This is a genomic window from Duganella sp. Dugasp56 (assembly GCF_047304105.1).
GTDB classification, from domain to species: Bacteria; Pseudomonadota; Gammaproteobacteria; order Burkholderiales; family Burkholderiaceae_D; genus Rugamonas; species Rugamonas hordei.
Genome location: NZ_JBGLYQ010000014.1, coordinates 20,565 through 37,788 on the forward strand (window position 1 = coordinate 20,565; position 17,224 = coordinate 37,788).

The window sequence follows — 17,224 nt, forward strand, 5'->3', positions numbered from 1 at the left end:
CTTAAAACAACAACAGGTAATCGTTAAAGCTTACGCTTCCAGCGTCATCAGGCTGGCATTGCCGCCGGCTGCCGTCGTATTGACGCACAGAGCACGCTCAGCAAGCAAACGCCACAGGGGGATGGCACCATCCTCGTTGGTGTCGATCAAGCCCACCAGCGCCCCGCTACGGGCCGCCAGCAAGGCACGCAGGCCAGCGACCCGCATGGTCTCGACCAGGGCGATCTGGAAATCGCCGGCAAAGTCCCGCAGGCTGCCGACAACTTGCACGCGATCCTTGACCACGGCAGGCAGGTCGCCAGGCAGCAGTTTCGAACTGTCTTCCGCCACCAGCGCGATATTGCCGGTGGCCAGTGCCGCAGCGATCTGGTTCAACAAGCCCGCCAGCGTTTCGGCCACGCAAACCACGGAACCGCGCGGCACCAGCGCCAGCGTATTGCGTTCGCCGGTCGGGCCGGGCAGCACGGTCAGGCTGCCCAGCATCGTCGTGCGGCTGTACTGTTCGGCCAGGCTCGCGACACGCTCGTGGCCATGCATTTTCGACCAGACCGCCAGCGCATCCAGGCCCGGCGTCGCCTGGCGTTCGTGCTGGGACGTCGTTATTGCGCTGCGCTGCAGGCGTTTCAGGTACAGCGGACCGCCGGCTTTCGGGCCGGTGCCGGACTTGCCTTCGCCGCCGAACGGCTGCACACCCACCACCGCGCCGACAATGTTGCGGTTCACATAGATGTTGCCCACATGCGCGCGCGAGCTGATGTAGTCGATGGTTTCATCGATGCGCGAGTGGATGCCCAGCGTCAGGCCGAAGCCGCTTTCGTTGATCTGCTCGACCAGCGCCGGCAGATCGGCGCGCTTGTAGCGGATCACGTGCAGGACCGGGCCGAACACTTCCTGCGTCAGCTCGGCCAGCGAGCGGATCTCCATCACGGTCGGCGGCACGAAGGTGCCGGCGGTCGTCACAGCGGCCGGCAGGTCCAGCGAGAAGTAATTCAGCGCCGTAGCCTTCAGCTTGTTGATGTGCGCCAGCAGGTTTTGCTGCGCTTCGGCGTCGATCACCGGGCCGATATCGGTCACCAGGCGGTCCGGGTTGCCGACTTTCAGCTCCTGCATCGCGCCCTTGAGCATCTTGATGGTCTTGTCGGCGATATCTTCCTGCAGGAACAGCACGCGCAGCGCCGAGCAGCGCTGGCCGGCGCTGTCGAAGGCCGACGAAATCGCGTCCTGCACCACCTGTTCCGGCAGCGCCGACGAATCGACGATCATCGCGTTCTGGCCGCCGGTCTCGGCGATCAGCGGAATATCGCAGTTTTCAGCGATGGCGCGCTTGGCCAGCGTGCGGTTGATCAGCTGCGCCACTTCGGTCGAGCCGGTGAAGATCACGCCCTTGACGCGCGCGTCGGCGGTCAGCGCTGCGCCGACCACTTCGCCGCGGCCAGGCAGGAATTGCAGCGCGGCGCGCGGAATGCCTGCCTCATGCAGCAGTTCGACCGCGCGGTGCGCGATCAGCGGCGTTTGCTCGGCCGGCTTGGCCAGCACCACGTTGCCGGCGGCCAACGACGCGGCCACCTGGCCGGTGAAGATCGCCAGCGGGAAGTTCCACGGGCTGATGCAGGTCACCGGGCCGAGCGCCAGCGTGTTGGTCGAACCATGCACCTCATTCGCGTAGTAGCGCAGGAAATCGACCGCCTCGCGCAGCTCGGCGATGGCGTTCGGCAGCGATTTGCCCGCTTCGCGGATCGCCAGCGTCATCAGTTCCATGGCGTTGGCTTCGAACAGGTCGGCGGCGCGGTTCAGTGCGGCGGCGCGCAGCGACGGCTCGGTGGTCTGCCAGTCCATGGCGAAATTGCTGGCGCTGGCCAGCGCCGCTTCGACGTCGGCGGCGCTGGCTTCGACCAGCTGGCCGACGATGTCGCTGCGCTGCGCCGGGTTGGTCACGTCCTGCACCGGCTGGCCGGCACTCAGCGCACCCGCCAGCAGCGGAGCGGCATGCCAGCTGCGTGGCGTGGCCAGTGCCGCCGAAATATCGCGCAGCACGTTTTCATTGGCCAGGTCGAAGCCGGTCGAGTTCTTGCGGTCGCCGAACATGTTCAGCGGCAGGGCGATGCCGGTGTGCGGCTGGCCCCCCTGCTCGCGCGCCTGCGCGACCGGATCCTTGACCAGCGTATCGACCGGGATCGCTTCGTCGACGATCTGGTTGACGAACGACGAGTTGGCGCCGTTCTCAAGCAGGCGGCGCACCAGGTAGGCCAGCAGCGTTTCGTGGGTGCCGACCGGCGCGTAGATGCGGCACGGCTTGTCCAGGTTGTCCTTGCCGACCACCTGGTCGTACAGCGATTCACCCATGCCGTGCAGGCACTGGAATTCGTAGTCGGTCACGCCGTCGCGCTTGGCCCAGGTGTAGATCGTCGACAAGGTTTGCGCGTTGTGCGTGGCGAACTGCGGATAAATCACGTCGGTCGCGCCCAGCAGTTTTTGCGCGCAGACCAGGTAGGATACGTCGGTATAAACCTTGCGCGTGTAGACCGGATAGCCGCTCATGCCGTCGACCTGGGCGCGCTTGATCTCGGCATCCCAATACGCGCCCTTGACCAGGCGCACCATGAACTTGCGGCCGCTGCGCTTGGCCAGGTCGATCAGGTAGTCGATGACGAACGGGCAGCGTTTTTGATAAGCCTGCACGACGAAGCCGATGCCGTCGAAGCCGGCCAGTTCCGGGTCGTAGGCCATCGCTTCCATCAGGTCCAGCGACAGTTCCAGGCGGTCGGCCTCTTCCGCATCGATGTTCAGGCCGATGTTGTAGTGCTTGGCCAGCAGCACCAGCTGGCGCACGCGCGGCAGCAGTTCTTCCATCACGCGGGCGCGCTGGGCGCGGCTGTAGCGCGGGTGCAGCGCCGACAGCTTGACCGAAATGCCGGGACCGTTCTTGATGCCGCGGCCGTTCGAGGCCTTGCCGATCGCGTGGATCGCGGTTTCGTAGGAGGCATAGTACTTCTTGGCATCGGCCTCGGTCAGCGCAGCCTCGCCCAGCATGTCGTAGGAGTAGCGGTAGCCGCGCGCTTCGTTGGATAGACCATTCTTGATCGCTTCGTCGATGGTCTGGCCGGTGACGAACTGGTTGCCCAGCATGCGCATCGCCAGGTCCACGCCTTTGCGGATCAGCGGTTCGCCGCCCTTGGCGATCAGCTTGCTCAGCGCCGAGCCGAGGCCGGTTTCGCTGTTGGTGCTGACCAGTTTGCCGGTGATCAGCAGGCCCCAGGTTGCCGCATTGACAAACAACGACGGCGACTCGCCCAGGTGCTTGCGCCAGTCGCCTTTGCTGATTTTGTCGGCAATCAAGCGGTCGGCGGTGGCATTGTCGGGAATACGCAACAAAGCTTCGGCCAGGCACATCAGTGCCACACCCTCTTCGGAAGACAGCGAAAACTCGTGCATCAGGGCATCCACGCCGGATGCGCGGGTGCGTTGCTCGCGCACCGAACTGACCAGTTTGTGGGCCAGTTGTTGAGCCTGCTGCAGGCTGTTGGCGTCGTTATTCTTGATCTGTTCCAGCAGCCATTGAACAGCGTCAACTTCATCGCGGCGATAGGCGGCCGTCACTGCTGCGCGCAGGGGAATCGGGTCGCGCAGGATCTCGTTTTGCAGCGCGGAAAAAGGGGTAAAACCGGTGGAAACAACTGCTTGCATGAATCACTCTCAGAATAGAAATTTTGGCGCGGCTCATTACAAAAAAACGCTCAACCGGCGACCGCCGGCGAGCGTAAAAATGAAGAACAACTGATGATTCGATTGTAGTGTGATTTCTTCTGGATTAATTCTGGTAATACAGGGGGCTAGCAATAGATTGTTTTTGGTGAGACAATTTAACCAAATAATATTTATGTAGGAGTTCCCGGAAATGCTAGACAAGATCAGTAAGAAAATCTTGATGGAATTGCAGAGCGATGGCCGCATCAGCAATGTCGAACTGGCGGCGCGGGTGAACCTGTCGCCGGCTGCCTGCCTGGAACGCGTGCGCAAGTTGCACGAGTCCGGCTACATCATGGGTTACACCGCCCAACTGAATCCACAGTTGCTTGATGTATCCTTGCTCGTCTTCATAGAGGTAGTGCTTGATCGCACCACCCCTGAAGTCTTCGACGCGTTCAAACACAGTGTCCAGGTGATTCCGGAAGTACTGGAATGCCACATGGTCGCCGGCGGCTTCGACTACCTGGTCAAAGCCCGCGTCAAGGACATGGCAGCTTACCGGGAATTCCTCGGTAAAACCCTGCTCCAGAAAGGCGTTCGTGAGACCCACACCTACGCCGTCATGGAAGAAGTGAAGAATACCACCAAGTTACCCATAAAATAGCATCGTGGAAATAAATTAGTCGGGACGCCAGGCGTTCTGGGTCAAACGGGGGACAAATGAAGCTTTTGCAGCACAAGCTGGTGCAACGCGGACTATGGTTTTTGGGGGCGACGGCGGGAGGAACCTGCCTTGCTTATTTGTTCAACCTGGCGGCGGGCGATGGCGCCGCACTGATTTATACCGCCGCTCCGGCGGCGTTGACCGGTGCGCTGATCGCCTGGTGGGCGGCCCGGCAAAGCAGCGACGAGGGCGGCGTACGACAATTCGCCCATGTGGTCGGTGAAGAGATCGACGCCATCATGATCGGCGCGGCCGAGACCTCGTACTTCGTCGATTCGGTCAAGAAGAAAATCGAGCTCGATGTCGGCATCGCCGGCAGCATCGTCCAGAGCTCGCGGCAAAACGCCGAGACCACCGAGCGCATCGCCGCCAACGCCGAGCGCGCGGCGGAGATCGCCGCCCAGGTGCGCGGCGAAACGGTGGCCGGGCGCGCCGAGGCCGACCATGGCCTCAAGCGCATCAGCGCGGCGCGCCAGGAAGCGCAGACGGCGGCCGCCGTCATGGCCAGCCTGCAATCGAATTCCCGCAAGATTTACAGCTTCACCGAGGCCATCAGCGAAATCTCCGCCCGCACCAACCTGCTGGCGCTGAACGCCGCGATCGAAGCGGCGCGCGCCGGCGAGCAGGGACGGGGTTTTGCCGTGGTCGCCAGCGAGGTGCGCCAGCTGGCCTTGCGCACCAAGGAAGCCACCGACGAGATCAGCACCATGGTGCGCGAGATCAACCAGCAGGCCGAGCAGGCCGCCACCGGCATGAATTCGCTGGCGGCCAGGGTCAGCGACGCGGCCGGCAACGTGGAAACGGTGCACGGTTTGCTGGGCAATATCGAGCGCTCATCCGGCGTGTCGGAAGACGAGATCGGCCAGATCGCCCGCGCCTCGCGCGAGCACGTCGCCACCACCGAGGATATCGCCGCCGCCATCGCCAGCATCCGCGACAGCCTGTTATCCACAGAGAAGGAATTGCCGCGCGCCGCCAGTTCGGCGATGGCGCTGGCCGAGCGGGCCGAAGTGATCACCGGCGCGCTGGGCGAATCGTCGATCGAGACCTCGCACGATCCGATCCGGATGGCCGCGCAGCAGGCGGCGGAAGATGTGGGACGGCTGTTCGAGTCGGCCATCGCCTCGGGCAAGATCACGCGCGAGGCGCTGTTCGACCGCAGCTACACGCCGATCCCGAACACCGATCCGCCCAAGCATAAAACCCGCTTCGACGATTTCACCGACCGCGTGCTGCCGGTCCTGCAGGAAGCGCTGCTGGCGGCCATGCCGCAACTGGCTTACGCCGGCGCTGTGGATAACAACGGCTATTTCCCCACGCATAACAAGAAATTCTCGCAGCCGCTGACCGGCAACTACGATGTCGACATCGTCAACAACCGCACCAAGCGCATCTTCAGCGACCGTACCGGCAAGCGCTGCGGCTCGAACACCAAGCCCTTCCTGCTGCAAACCTACAAGCGCGATACCGGCGAAGTGATGCACGACCTGTCGGCGCCGATTTATGTGAACGGCAAGCACTGGGGCGGTTTCCGCATCGGCTACCGCTCCAGCCACAAGTAATCGGTAGCGCTTTTTAATACGTGTCGTTTTTGGGCGCGGTGCCCGGCGCGGTGCGCTGGGTCACGGAATTCATGCCTTCCAGATGCATGCGCAGCCACTTGTGGGCCGGGCTGCGCGCATCGCGCTCGTGCCACAGCATGTCCAGGTGGACCGCCGGCAGCTGGAACGGCAACTCCTTCGAGATCAGCGCGTCGGTCATGCCGGTCGAGGCGATCAGGTGGCGCGGCAGCACGGTGATCAGGTCCGAGTTGGCCACCACGCGGCCGGCGGTGAAGAACTGGTTCACCGTCAGCAAGATGCGGCGCTCGCGCTGGATCTGCGCCAGCGCCTCGTCGACCAGGCCGTGCGCGCGGCCGGAGAAACTCACCAGCAGGTGATTGGCCTTGCAATAGTTGTCCAAGGTCAGGTCGACCTTGGACAGCGGATGGTCGCGCCGCATCACGCACACGTAATGGCCGGAATACAGCCGCTCGTGGCGGATCGGCGAACCGGTTTCGTACGACAGCTGCGCCGCCACGCCGGGGAAGAAGCCCACCGCCAGGTCGATATCGCCGCGCAGCAGCATCGGCCGCGGTTCGCGCGTGGTCAGCGGCACCATGCGCACGTTGACGCCCGGCGCCTCCCTTTCAATCGAACGCATCAGCGACGGCAGCCAGAAGGCGGCGGTGGCGTCGGCCATCGCCATGCGGAAGGTGGCGTGGGCGGCCGACACGTCGAAGGTTTCCGGCGCCACGGCCGCTTCCAGGCTGGCCAGCGCGCTGCGCACCGACGGCCACAGCGATTCGGCGCGCGGCGTCGGCTTGACGCCGTAGGCGGTGCGGATCAGCAATTCATCGCCCAGGCTCTCGCGCAGGCGCTTGATCGCGTTGGAAACGGCGGGCTGGGTCATGGCCAGGTGGCCGGCGGCGCGTGTCAGGTTTTGCTCTGTCATCACGGCGTCGAAGACGCGTAACAAATTCAAGTCCAGCGTCAAAAAGCTCATGTCGGCTCAGGTGTGGGGTTGGTGTCGATACAGTATCGAGAAATATGGATTTCTCGTCAACGATTAAGTATCCCATTCACCAAACGCATAATTGTTATCGGGGAAGTAAATTGGATACTTATGTTGCGCTGCACTATAGTTACACTTGATTCTAAATGCAGCGTTACATCATGTCTACCATCATCTCAGTTGTACAAAATTTTTCCCTCGTGACCGCCGGTGAGCTGGCGCTGGCCAGCGGCGCCGTCTGCGCCCTGCTGGTGCTGTTCAAGCCGCTGCTGCGCGGCCTGGCGCGTGCCGCCATGCTGGTGATCAAGCCGAAATTGAGCAAGGAAGAGCGCCTGCACCGCCGCCAGATGCGCGATGCGATGATGCTGAAGCGGATGTTGAATTCGATGGAAGGCGAGCCGAGCCACGCCGCCGAATTGCGTGCCATGGCTGCGCGTGCTTAAATATTGAGCAGCGGTACCGGAGCTTCCGGTACCGTGCGATTCAGATTACTTCTCGCCCAGCAGGGCAGGCTTCAGCGAGCTGTCCACCGGCTTGTCGCCCAGCCAGATGCGCAGCACGGCGTTGTAGAACGCCACGTCCGGCATCAATTCCCCGATCTTCTTCCCGTTCAGATAGCACTGCGTGCCCTCGCCCGGGGTCCAGTCCAGCAGCATCTGGTCGCCCTTTTTCAGCGCCTGGATCTGCGCGAAGACTTCGCCGAACTTCATCGTTTGCGGCAGGATCTTGGTGCGTTCGCTGTTGTCGGTGTTGGCTTTCAGGCCGTCCATGAAGGCCTTGCCGAAGTCCTCCGAGCTGACTTCGCGCAGCATCGTGATGGCCACGCGGCGCGGGCCCTGGAGCGCCAGCACGTCCGGCACGGTGTTTTTCTTTTCGGTCAGGTACAGGCCGGCGGCATAGACTTTGAAAAACACCTTGGTGCGCAGGCCGGCGCCGTTCAGTTTCAGCTCCTTGCCGGCAACGTTAATGGTGTCGTCGAATTTGACGCCGGCAACCTCCACCGACGCCAATGCGGGCAGGCTGAAGCTGCTTGCCAGGAAAGCGGCGGCGAGCAGGCTTTTGATGATATTTCTGCGATTCATTATTGTCTCCGTGGTAGGCCTAGGCCGAATATACCATCACGGAGAGAGCAAAAACGCGCTGCGGCGCAATTTGGCCGCACGGTCATGCTTTTTTTGGCTTCTCAGGCCTTGCCGGCCTGCAGGCGCTCGTATTTGGCGCGCAACTGCTCTTCGGACTCGCGCCAGGCGGGATTGAAGGGAATGCAGCTGACCGGGCACACCTGCTGGCATTGCGGCTCATTGAAATGGCCGACGCACTCGGTGCATTTGTCCGGGTTGATTTCGTAAATTTCGGCGCCCATGTAGATCGCGTCGTTCGGGCACTCCGGCTCGCAAACGTCGCAATTGATACAGTCGTCGGTGATCATCAAGGCCATGGCGGTACTCTCTTACTCGGCCTGGGTGGCGGCAATTTTCTTTTGCAGCCAGCGGTCGACCGATGGGAAAACAAACTTGGACACATCCCCGCCCAGCACCGCGATTTCGCGCACGATGGTGCCGGAGATGAATTGATACTGGTCGGACGGCGTCAGGAACAGCGTTTCGACGTCCGGTAGCAGGTAGCGGTTCATGCCCGCCATCTGGAATTCGTATTCGAAGTCGGACACGGCGCGCAGGCCGCGCACGATGACGCGGGCGTCATGCTCGCGCACGAAATCCTTCAGCAGGCCGGAAAAACTCTGGACCTTCACGTTCGGATAGTGGCCCAGGACTTCGTTGGCGATGGTCAGCCGCTCTTCCAGCGAGAAGAAAGGCTTTTTGTTCTTGCTGTCGGCAACGCCCACGACCAGCGTGTCGAACAGACCCGATGCGCGACGCACCAGATCTTCGTGACCACGGGTCAGCGGATCGAAAGTTCCTGGATAAACGGCTACTACCATTGCGGCTCCCTGCAGTGCACCAATATAGAACGCGCATTATGCCTGAAAAACACTCTTTGCCTAAATATGGGGCAGTTTTAGGCACAAATGCTGGTGATTAGGCGTTTGTTCCCTTGTGTTTTAACAAATGATAAAACACCATTCCGGCCTTGTCGGCCCGGATCACTTCCCATGGCGCCATCCATTCCGGCACGTCGCCCTCGTCGAACTCCAGCGCGGCGCCGGATTCGGCGTAGATCAGGCCGCCATCCTTCAAAATCCGCGTGCACAGCGGCAGGCAGCGTTCCAGGAACTCTTGCTGGTACGGCGGATCGAGGAAAATCAGGTCGTATTTCTGGCCACGGGCGGCGGCCGATTGCGCCACGGCCAGCGCGTCGCCGCGCATGATGCTGACGTTGTCAGCCTTCAGCTTGGTCTTGATTTCGTCCAGCTGACGCACCACCGGCACGTTGCTGTCGACCATGGTCACCGCGGCGGCGCCACGGCTGGCCGCCTCGAAACCGAGCGCGCCGCTGCCGGCGAACAAGTCCAGCACCTGCGCATCGGCCCAATAGGCGTCGCGCTGGTGATTGATCCAGTTGAACACCGTTTCGCGCACGCGATCCGGCGTCGGACGCAGGCCGGAGGCGCTCAGCACCGGCAGCGGCGTGCGCTTCCAGGCCCCGCCGATGATGCGCACCTGGTTGCTGTGCTGGGGACCGTGGACCGGGACTTTGGCGGGTTTCGCGGGCTTGCTTGCGGGCTTCTTCGGCATGTGGCTGTGTTCTAAGTCATTGATTCAACAGGGGGCCATCATACCATATGGGCCTATTTGGGCTCTGCCGCCAGATTGTTGAAGTCGTCGATCCAGCCCTGCATGCGCTTCTGCGCGTGGGCTTTCTGGACCGGCGTGGCGATCTTGATCACCGTTAAGATCAGCTGCACGGTGGATTCGTCGTAGGCGTCGAAGAAAGGCTTGCGCTCGGAATTTTCCAGGCGGTTGAAACTGTCCTTGATCAGGGTGTGGATAAGTGCCATGGTCGCGTCCTTGCTGAGTTTTTCGCGCTGCACCTTTTGCACCAGGGTCAGGATATTTTTCTGGCGGCGCATGCGCTCGTCGAGCCAGATCTCGTTGTCCAGCGGACGGGCGTCGGAAGCCTTGCGGATCTGCGCTTCCTGTTCGGACGTGAAACTGCCGAACCACAGCTCGAACTGCTCCATCGACTTTTTATAGCGGAATTTCTGCTGCGCCTCCTTGTCGCCCTTCATGTTCTTTTTGCGGAACTCGGCGTTGTTGGCGGTAAACTTCTTCTCCAGCGTGGCGATCTGCTCCGGCTGCAGCGAGCGCGCCAGGTCGGCCAGCTCCGGCAGTGCCTTGAAAAGCAGCAGCTGGGTGCGGCTCTTGATCTCGTCGTAATCGCCCATCAGATCGGCCTGGGTCGGATTGCCGGCCAGCTGGCGCTGCCCCGTCTGCAGGATCTGCACGTAATCGCGCAGCTGCGTCTTGCGATGCCAGCGGAACAGATCGTCGATGTCTTTCTTGACCCAGCTCTTTTGATCCGAGTTGAGGTCCACGTAAGCGTCTATCCACCAGTAGAGCAGCGTGTCGCCATGGTTGTAGGCCAGCCGCAGCGAACTGCAGCCGGCCAGCAGCGCCATGAGCGCGATCAGGAAAAGGCGGCGTAGCGTCCGGCCGCTGCTATGTGGCATGTTAGACTTTTGCATTTATTCACTCTCTCGATTTGGCACCTATGAATGTAGTTATCCTCGCCGCTGGTATGGGCAAGCGCATGCAATCGGCGCTGCCGAAAGTTTTACATCCACTGGCCGGCAAGCCATTGTTGTCGCATGTGCTGGATACGGCACGCAGTCTTGCTGCCAGTCGATTATGCGTGATTTACGGACATGGAGGCGCAGCGGTGCAGGAGCTGCTCGCCAAACAGCCCGAACAGGTCGCCACCGCGCTGCAGGAACCGCAGCTGGGCACCGGCCACGCGGTCATGCAGGCGTTGCCGGAACTCGACGACAACACCCCTACCCTGATCCTCTACGGCGACGTGCCGCTGACGACGGCCGCCTCGCTGCAGGCGCTGATCGACGCGGCCGGCGGCGACAAGCTGGGCATCCTGACCGTGGTGCAGGATGATCCGACCGGCCTCGGCCGCATCGTCCGCGAAGGCGGAACAACGAGTGGCGCCATCGTCCGCATCGTCGAGCAGAAAGATGCCAGCGAAGCCGAGCGCGCCATCAAGGAAATCAACAGCGGCATCATGGTGGTGCCGACCGCGCGCCTGAAGCAATGGCTGGGCGCGCTGAAGAACAACAACGCGCAGGGCGAGTACTACCTGACCGACATCGTCGCCATGGCCGTGGCGGACGGCGTGCCGGTGGTGTCGGCCCAGCCGTCGGCGCAATGGGAAGTGGCCGGCGTCAACAGCAAGGTGCAGCTGGCCGAGCTCGAGCGCATCCACCAGCGCAACATCGCGCTCAAGCTGCTGGAACAGGGCGTGGCGCTGATGGATCCCGCGCGCATCGACGTGCGCGGCGAACTGATCTGCGGCCGCGACGTCACCATCGACGTCGGCTGCGTGTTTGAAGGCAAGGTCGAGCTGGGCGACGGCGTGCGCGTGGCCGCGCACAACGTCATCGTCAACGCCCGCATCCTGGCCGGCGCGCAGATCAAGCCGTTTTGCCATATCGAAGAGGCGGTGGTTGGCGAGGTGTCCATCATCGGCCCTTACGCGCGCCTGCGTCCCGGCACGGTGCTGGCGGAGGATGTACATGTGGGTAACTTCGTCGAGATCAAGAACGGCCAGGTCGCCGCGCACAGCAAGGCCAACCACCTGGCCTACATCGGCGACGCGACCATCGGTTCGCGCGTCAACATCGGCGCCGGCACGATCACCTGCAACTACGACGGCGTCAACAAGTCGCGCACCGTGATCGAGGACGACGCCTTCATCGGCAGCGACAGCCAGCTGGTGGCGCCGGTCACCGTCGGCAAAGGCGCGACGCTGGGCGCCGGCACCACGCTGACCAAGGATGCGCCGGCCGGCAAGCTGACGGTTTCGCGTCCGCGCCAGGTCACCATCGAAAACTGGATCCGTCCGGTTAAAAAGCCCAAGTAAGCCGCGCGCTGCTTTAGAGAGCCGGGATTATTCCCGGCTTTTTTATTTGTGGATAACGATGTGGAGAAGCCTGCGCATAAGCCCTGCAAAAGCGAGGTATAAGCCGGGGAAAACCACGGGACAACCAGCGCTCACTGAGCTGTAAGCGGCCATTTCCCTGGGTTGCGGCCCGATTGTGGATAAGCCTGTGGGAAATGCTGTGAGTAAATCAGGATAACTATTTACTGTGGATAAGCCTGGGTATAAGCCCGTGCATAGCTGGTGTAAAAGCCCGGGAAAAGCAGGGAAAACTTTTCCCCGCCTGAACGGCATGTGGATAAAGCTGTGCAAAAGCGCCTGAACAAAGCAGGGATAACTCGCCTACACTGCAATCCGGGTCTCGAATTTGCTGCGGAAGGTGGAGAAATAGGCTTTGACGTTGCGCACATTGGTCTGCGTGGCGAACAAGCGGTGCGCCAGCGCGTGGTAGGCCGGCATGTCCGCCACCTGCACCACCAGCACGAAGTCCGGCCCCGGCGCGACACGGTAGCATTGCAGCACGGCGTCGTCGGTGGCGACATGGGCTTCGAATTCCGCCATGCGCTCGGCGGCCTGGATATCCAGCGAGATTTCCACGATCGCCGTCAGGCTGGGGCCGACCTTTTCCGGCGCCACGATGGCGACCTGGCGCTGGATCACGCCGCTCTCGGTCAATTGCTTGACCCGCCGCAAGCACGTCGGCGGCGACACGTGGACCGCCAGCGCCAGCTCACTGTTTGTTTGTGACGCATCAAGTTGCAGCGCATTCAGAATGCGACGATCTACTTCATCCATAAAAAATATCCTGTCAAATGAAATAATATTTCACGCTTAGTCAGCAATGAAAGAATATTTCAAACTATACAGGAATTAGAAAGCATATTTCATTGACCCTGCTCTAGCATGGGCGCTTAATCAAAAAGAAGAGGTTTTTATGTGCGGCATCGTCGGCGCGGTAGCGCAACGCAATATCACTCCCATCCTGATCGAAGGCCTGAAGCGCCTGGAATACCGCGGTTACGACTCCTGCGGCGTCGCCCTGCACGTGAATGGCCAGTTGCAGCGCTCACGCAGCACCTCGCGCGTGGCCGACCTGGAAAAGCAGATCGGCGAGGCGCACATGCAAGGCTTCACCGGCATCGCCCACACGCGCTGGGCCACGCACGGCGCGCCGGCCTCGCACAACGCCCACCCGCACTTCTCGCCGTCGACCGAACAGGCGCGCATCGCGCTGGTCCACAACGGCATCATTGAAAACCACGACGAGCTGCGCGCCGAACTGACCGCGCTTGGCTACGTGTTCCAGAGCCAGACCGACACCGAAGTGATCGCCCACCTGGTCGACCACATGTACAACGGCGACCTGTTCGATACCGTCCAGCACGCCGTCAAGCGCCTGCACGGCGCCTACGCGATCGCCGTGTTCAGCCGCGAGGAACCGCACCGCGTGGTGGCCGCGCGCCAGGGTTCGCCGCTGATCGTCGGCATCGGCCAGGGCGAGAACTTCGTCGCCTCCGACGCGATGGCGCTGGCCGGCACCACCGACCAGATCATCTACCTGGAAGAAGGCGACGTGGTCGACCTGCAACTGGGCCGCACCTGGATTGTCGACGTCAACGGCAAGCCGGCGCAGCGCGAAGTGAAGACCGTGCAGGCGCACACCGGCGCGGCCGAGCTGGGGCCTTACCGCCACTACATGCAGAAGGAAATCTTCGAGCAGCCGCGCGTCATCGGCGACACGCTCGAAGGCGTCACCGGCATCATGCCGGAGCTGTTCGGCGACGGCGCCTACAACGTCTTCAAGCAGATCGACCGCGTGCTGATCCTGGCCTGCGGCACCAGCTACTATTCGGGCCTGACCGCCAAGTACTGGATCGAATCGGTGGCCAAGATCCCGGTCAACGTCGAGATCGCCAGCGAATACCGCTACCGCGACAGCGTGCCGCATCCCAACACGCTGGTGGTGACGATCTCGCAAAGCGGCGAAACAGCCGACACGCTGGCCGCGCTGAAGCACGCGCGCAGCCTGGGCATGGAACACACGCTGACGATCTGCAACGTCGCCACCAGCGCCATGGTGCGCGAATGCAAGCTGGCCTACATCACCCGCGCCGGCGTCGAAGTCGGCGTGGCGTCGACCAAGGCCTTCACCACGCAGCTGGCCGCGCTGTTCCTGCTGACCCTGTCGCTGGCGCAAGTCAACGGCCGCCTGAGCGACGCCGAAGAAGCCCAGCACCTGAAAGCGATGCGTCACCTGCCGGTCGCGATCTCGGCGGTGCTGGCGCTGGAGCCCTTGATCATCGCCTGGGCCGAAGATTTCGCGCGCAAGGAAAACGCGCTGTTCCTCGGCCGCGGCATGCATTACCCGATCGCGCTCGAAGGCGCGTTGAAGCTGAAGGAAATCTCCTACATCCACGCCGAGGCTTATCCTGCGGGCGAACTGAAGCACGGCCCGCTGGCGCTGGTGACCGAGGAAATGCCGGTCGTCACCATTGCCCCGAACGACGCGCTGATCGAGAAGCTGAAATCGAACATGCAGGAAGTACGCGCGCGCGGCGGCCAGCTGTACGTGTTTGCCGACGTCGATTCACGCATCACCTCGGGCGAAGGCGTTCATGTGATCCGTCTGCCGGAGCACTACGGTCTGCTGTCGCCGATCCTGCACGTGGTGTCGCTGCAGCTGCTGGCCTACCACTCCGCGCTGGCGCGCGGTACCGATGTGGATAAGCCGCGTAATTTGGCGAAATCTGTGACGGTGGAATAAATTCAGCTTCAGCCGGTAGCGCTGTTGACAAGATCAAATTATGTCTGTCAAAGTCAAATTATGTTTGTCAAATGCGCGGCAAGTTTGTCAAATTTCGACAGATCAATGTTGATGCTCGAGAAGTTCTCGTCCTAAAAGCGTAAGATCCTAATAACCCGCGCCGTGTTCTCATGCATTATTTGAGGATACGACGTTGGGTTAGGACTGCTTCAGTCCTGGCTTTCTGTACGTTTGAGCTCCCTCTACAAAGCCTTGCTGCTGATCTATACGCACGATCACAGCTGCTCTGGCTCACCGGCAGTCGCTGAGTGACGCCCTCATCTTTGTTTCCACCTTTCGAAGACTGTTGGCTCCAACATGATTTTGGAGCGATGGATATTGCTTTTCTGCTACAAGTTTAAAAACGGCGTTAAGAAACGGCGCGACGAAATCGAAAAAAACTTTGCCCCTTCCGGAAAGCAAGCATAATTGGCAAACCGACACAGGAAACTTACCAGCCAAAATGAAGCTCCATTCCCTTCAGATATCTAACGTCCTCAGCTTTGCCCATCACGACAATATCTTGGACGCTCCGATAGTCAAGTTCGAAGAGGGGTTGAACATACTGATCGGGCAGAACGGCGCGGGAAAATCCACCGTCCTGGAGGTGATCAACTTCGTGTTCAAGAGGGTAGTGCTCGCACAGTTCCAGAGGAACCAAGACCTTTACGAGCGGCGCAGCTCCGTCGCGCAGCAGGAGGTCCGGCAGGTGATCACCCGCCGGACCGACCAGCAGGCGGTGACCTATGGCGGCTTCCTGCCGAGCAGTCCCTTCCTTGGTGCGCTGGCATATATCCGTGAGCGCCGGGTTGGCCTGTCGGTCTACTTGGATGACCCGGAGGTATCGATCGATACGAACCATCTCGAGCGCGCCCTGCGCGTCATCCCGATGGGTAAAAAGAACTGGCTGTTCAGCTGGACCGAGCTAGGCGCCAAACATATCGGCATTGTGCAAGGCCTGCTGGCCACGTGCCGGCTCCATGACATCAATCCGTATGATTACTTCGTGGACGTGCTGCAGCGTGTCGGCCATCCGGCATCGCTGGTGCACCAGCTCACCCCGCGGATCTGGAAAGAGCTCTTCGCGGCAAATCCATTACGCTCGGAGCTGCATGACCTTGGCGGACGACGTGCTTACGCCGTCGCTTGATCGCTAACGCGGCTTCGTCTACTTGTTCGCGGTGATGGACTGGTTCAGCCGGCGCGTGCTGGCCTGGCGCCTGTCGAACACCATGGACACCGATTTTTGCATCGAAGAGGTCGAGGAGGCGATCGCGTGCTACGGCAAGCCCGAGTTCTTCAATACCGACCAGGGGCAGCCAGTTCACCAGCATCGAGTTCACCCAACTGCTGCTCAAGAACGGCATCGCCATCAGCATGGATGGCAAGGGCTGCTGGCGCGACAACGTGTTCGTCGAACGCCTGTGGAAATCGGTCAAGTACGAAGAGGTCTACCTGCGTGCTTACGAGGGCGTGAGCGAGGCGCGCGCCGGCATCAAGCGTTATCTGGAGTTCTACAACACGCGCTGCCCACATTCGGCGCTTGACGACATGACCCCGGATGCGCATGCTGGGTGCCGCCGAAACAACTGCATATACGGTTTTACCTCCCCGGCGAAATGGCTCTTATAGATACGTTCGAATGCGTCGCTTCTGAAACGAACATTGAAATGCTTACTTTGCTTAGCGAGTTCTCTGCCGATGCCCTGCGCGATGACGGGGAAGTAATTTCTGGCCCAACCGCCAATGCTGTAATTGCCCGTGCCCTTGGAAATCTAAATATGATTACGGCCGGCGGAAAAATCTGCCGAAAATCATTTGCGCCCGAGTTCGCGCGACGCTTTGGATTTCTTCGACCTCGCGCGGATTTTTCCAAAAGCGTTTCGGCGGCCAGTATCGAGATCCTTTGCCGAAGCCTGGACAAACCCAATATTTGGCGACAGAGTATCCAAAACGTATTGCTTTTGAGCTGGCTGTTCGGGACTTGGAACGTTTTCAAGGAACAGTGTCTTTCGTGTGCGAATCGCGCGTAATATGAATTTCGCTCTGTCGAAGGACATCTCCTCTTTTTGGGCGGCGAAGGGTTATGAACGGCTTTCAAAAAGCGCGGAGAGATGGCGGTCCGCGCTATATCAGCTACGCCATTTGCACTTAGCGCACACCAGCTCGGCGCTGCCCTGTTTCATGCTGCTGGCGATACGGCCTGACTTTGGAGATCGAAATTATTGAATATACCGTCGCGGGCTTATACACCGACGAACTCTTGCCCATATAGATTCGACAAAAGAGTGGGTGGCAGGTGCGTGAAAATTGTTCACATAATTGGTGATTTTAGGTATTGCACGTACCGTGCATTCAATGAGAAACTTGCCGGTTCAAGAATTGCCGAA

The 17,224-nt window shown here is 60.9% G+C and carries 15 protein-coding genes and 1 pseudogene; 8 read left to right on the forward strand and 8 right to left on the reverse strand.

The window, feature by feature from the left end:
* Window positions 1-30: 30 nt before the first annotated feature.
* Complete coding sequence (gene putA, locus ACCD07_RS11690; protein WP_413447431.1) at window positions 31-3,684, reverse strand: trifunctional transcriptional regulator/proline dehydrogenase/L-glutamate gamma-semialdehyde dehydrogenase; 3,654 nt, start codon at window positions 3,682-3,684, stop codon at window positions 31-33.
* Between the two features lie 211 nt (window positions 3,685-3,895).
* On the opposite strand from putA, the gene ACCD07_RS11695 reads away from it, so the two are divergent.
* Both ACCD07_RS11695 and ACCD07_RS11700 read left to right on the forward strand, forming a co-directional pair.
* Entirely contained in the window at window positions 3,896-4,351 is a 456-nt protein-coding gene (locus tag ACCD07_RS11695; RefSeq protein WP_008443393.1) for an Lrp/AsnC ligand binding domain-containing protein, read from the forward strand.
* A 56-nt stretch (window positions 4,352-4,407) separates the two neighbouring features.
* Window positions 4,408-5,973, forward strand: a complete 1,566-nt coding sequence (locus ACCD07_RS11700) for a methyl-accepting chemotaxis protein (protein ID WP_413447432.1) — start codon at window positions 4,408-4,410, stop codon at window positions 5,971-5,973.
* 13 nt (window positions 5,974-5,986) lie between these two features.
* Here ACCD07_RS11700 and ACCD07_RS11705 read toward each other — a convergent pair whose 3' ends face one another.
* On the reverse strand, window positions 5,987-6,955 hold the full coding sequence (locus ACCD07_RS11705) for a LysR family transcriptional regulator (protein WP_176653227.1): 969 nt from the start codon (window positions 6,953-6,955) through the stop codon (window positions 5,987-5,989).
* A 170-nt stretch (window positions 6,956-7,125) separates the two neighbouring features.
* Between ACCD07_RS11705 and ACCD07_RS11710 the strand changes: the two genes are divergently transcribed.
* Window positions 7,126-7,407, forward strand: a complete 282-nt coding sequence (locus ACCD07_RS11710) for a hypothetical protein (RefSeq protein ID WP_353401802.1) — start codon at window positions 7,126-7,128, stop codon at window positions 7,405-7,407.
* Between the two features lie 45 nt (window positions 7,408-7,452).
* On the opposite strand, the gene ACCD07_RS11715 is transcribed toward ACCD07_RS11710, so the two are convergent.
* The 5 genes from ACCD07_RS11715 to ACCD07_RS11735 form a co-directional block, all read right to left on the reverse strand.
* Window positions 7,453-8,046: a chalcone isomerase family protein gene (locus ACCD07_RS11715; RefSeq protein ID WP_176653229.1), complete on the reverse strand. Its 594-nt coding sequence runs from the start codon at window positions 8,044-8,046 to the stop codon at window positions 7,453-7,455.
* 101 nt (window positions 8,047-8,147) lie between these two features.
* Entirely contained in the window at window positions 8,148-8,402 is a 255-nt protein-coding gene (locus ACCD07_RS11720) for a YfhL family 4Fe-4S dicluster ferredoxin (RefSeq protein ID WP_176653230.1), read from the reverse strand.
* A 12-nt stretch (window positions 8,403-8,414) separates the two neighbouring features.
* Complete coding sequence (coaD, locus tag ACCD07_RS11725) at window positions 8,415-8,906, reverse strand: pantetheine-phosphate adenylyltransferase (RefSeq protein WP_176653231.1); 492 nt, start codon at window positions 8,904-8,906, stop codon at window positions 8,415-8,417.
* A gap of 97 nt (window positions 8,907-9,003) precedes the next feature.
* Entirely contained in the window at window positions 9,004-9,660 is a 657-nt protein-coding gene (gene rsmD / locus ACCD07_RS11730; RefSeq protein ID WP_176653232.1) for a 16S rRNA (guanine(966)-N(2))-methyltransferase RsmD, read from the reverse strand.
* Window positions 9,661-9,713: 53 nt separating this feature from the next.
* Window positions 9,714-10,610 carry a DUF6279 family lipoprotein gene (locus tag ACCD07_RS11735; RefSeq protein WP_413447433.1) on the reverse strand — a complete coding sequence of 299 codons (897 nt, stop codon included), beginning with the start codon at window positions 10,608-10,610 and terminating at the stop codon, window positions 9,714-9,716.
* Between the two features lie 26 nt (window positions 10,611-10,636).
* On the opposite strand from ACCD07_RS11735, the gene glmU reads away from it, so the two are divergent.
* The gene (glmU, locus tag ACCD07_RS11740; protein ID WP_413447434.1) at window positions 10,637-12,013 is read left to right on the forward strand and encodes a bifunctional UDP-N-acetylglucosamine diphosphorylase/glucosamine-1-phosphate N-acetyltransferase GlmU; all 1,377 of its coding nucleotides are present in this window, start codon (window positions 10,637-10,639) and stop codon (window positions 12,011-12,013) included.
* Window positions 12,014-12,373: 360 nt separating this feature from the next.
* On the opposite strand, the gene ACCD07_RS11745 is transcribed toward glmU, so the two are convergent.
* The gene (locus ACCD07_RS11745; protein ID WP_176653235.1) at window positions 12,374-12,826 is read right to left on the reverse strand and encodes an Lrp/AsnC family transcriptional regulator; all 453 of its coding nucleotides are present in this window, start codon (window positions 12,824-12,826) and stop codon (window positions 12,374-12,376) included.
* Between the two features lie 139 nt (window positions 12,827-12,965).
* Between ACCD07_RS11745 and glmS the strand changes: the two genes are divergently transcribed.
* The 4 genes and pseudogenes from glmS (at window position 12,966) to ACCD07_RS11765 (ending at window position 16,867) form a co-directional block, all read left to right on the forward strand.
* On the forward strand, window positions 12,966-14,795 hold the full coding sequence (gene glmS, locus ACCD07_RS11750) for a glutamine--fructose-6-phosphate transaminase (isomerizing) (protein WP_413447435.1): 1,830 nt from the start codon (window positions 12,966-12,968) through the stop codon (window positions 14,793-14,795).
* 502 nt (window positions 14,796-15,297) lie between these two features.
* Complete coding sequence (locus ACCD07_RS11755; RefSeq protein WP_176653237.1) at window positions 15,298-15,984, forward strand: IS66 family transposase; 687 nt, start codon at window positions 15,298-15,300, stop codon at window positions 15,982-15,984.
* Window positions 15,985-15,991: 7 nt separating this feature from the next.
* Window positions 15,992-16,466: pseudogene (locus ACCD07_RS11760) on the forward strand (transposase); the annotation flags it as partial.
* 38 nt (window positions 16,467-16,504) lie between these two features.
* On the forward strand, window positions 16,505-16,867 hold the full coding sequence (locus tag ACCD07_RS11765) for a hypothetical protein (protein WP_176653238.1): 363 nt from the start codon (window positions 16,505-16,507) through the stop codon (window positions 16,865-16,867).
* Window positions 16,868-17,224 lie beyond the last annotated feature (357 nt).

Bases quoted from the DNA above. Each gene is read 5' to 3' on its own strand.
- putA (WP_413447431.1), bottom strand. From the start codon at position 3,684: ATGCAAGCAGTTGTTTCCACCGGTTTTACCCCTTTTTCCGCGCTGCAA.
- ACCD07_RS11695 (WP_008443393.1), top strand. From the start codon at position 3,896: ATGCTAGACAAGATCAGTAAGAAAATCTTGATGGAATTGCAGAGCGAT.
- ACCD07_RS11700 (WP_413447432.1), top strand. From the start codon at position 4,408: ATGAAGCTTTTGCAGCACAAGCTGGTGCAACGCGGACTATGGTTTTTG.
- ACCD07_RS11705 (WP_176653227.1), bottom strand. From the start codon at position 6,955: ATGAGCTTTTTGACGCTGGACTTGAATTTGTTACGCGTCTTCGACGCC.
- ACCD07_RS11710 (WP_353401802.1), top strand. From the start codon at position 7,126: ATGTCTACCATCATCTCAGTTGTACAAAATTTTTCCCTCGTGACCGCC.
- ACCD07_RS11715 (WP_176653229.1), bottom strand. From the start codon at position 8,046: ATGAATCGCAGAAATATCATCAAAAGCCTGCTCGCCGCCGCTTTCCTG.
- ACCD07_RS11720 (WP_176653230.1), bottom strand. From the start codon at position 8,402: ATGGCCTTGATGATCACCGACGACTGTATCAATTGCGACGTTTGCGAG.
- coaD (WP_176653231.1), bottom strand. From the start codon at position 8,906: ATGGTAGTAGCCGTTTATCCAGGAACTTTCGATCCGCTGACCCGTGGT.
- rsmD (WP_176653232.1), bottom strand. From the start codon at position 9,660: ATGCCGAAGAAGCCCGCAAGCAAGCCCGCGAAACCCGCCAAAGTCCCG.
- ACCD07_RS11735 (WP_413447433.1), bottom strand. From the start codon at position 10,610: ATGCAAAAGTCTAACATGCCACATAGCAGCGGCCGGACGCTACGCCGC.
- glmU (WP_413447434.1), top strand. From the start codon at position 10,637: ATGAATGTAGTTATCCTCGCCGCTGGTATGGGCAAGCGCATGCAATCG.
- ACCD07_RS11745 (WP_176653235.1), bottom strand. From the start codon at position 12,826: ATGGATGAAGTAGATCGTCGCATTCTGAATGCGCTGCAACTTGATGCG.
- glmS (WP_413447435.1), top strand. From the start codon at position 12,966: ATGTGCGGCATCGTCGGCGCGGTAGCGCAACGCAATATCACTCCCATC.
- ACCD07_RS11755 (WP_176653237.1), top strand. From the start codon at position 15,298: ATGAAGCTCCATTCCCTTCAGATATCTAACGTCCTCAGCTTTGCCCAT.
- ACCD07_RS11765 (WP_176653238.1), top strand. From the start codon at position 16,505: ATGCTTACTTTGCTTAGCGAGTTCTCTGCCGATGCCCTGCGCGATGAC.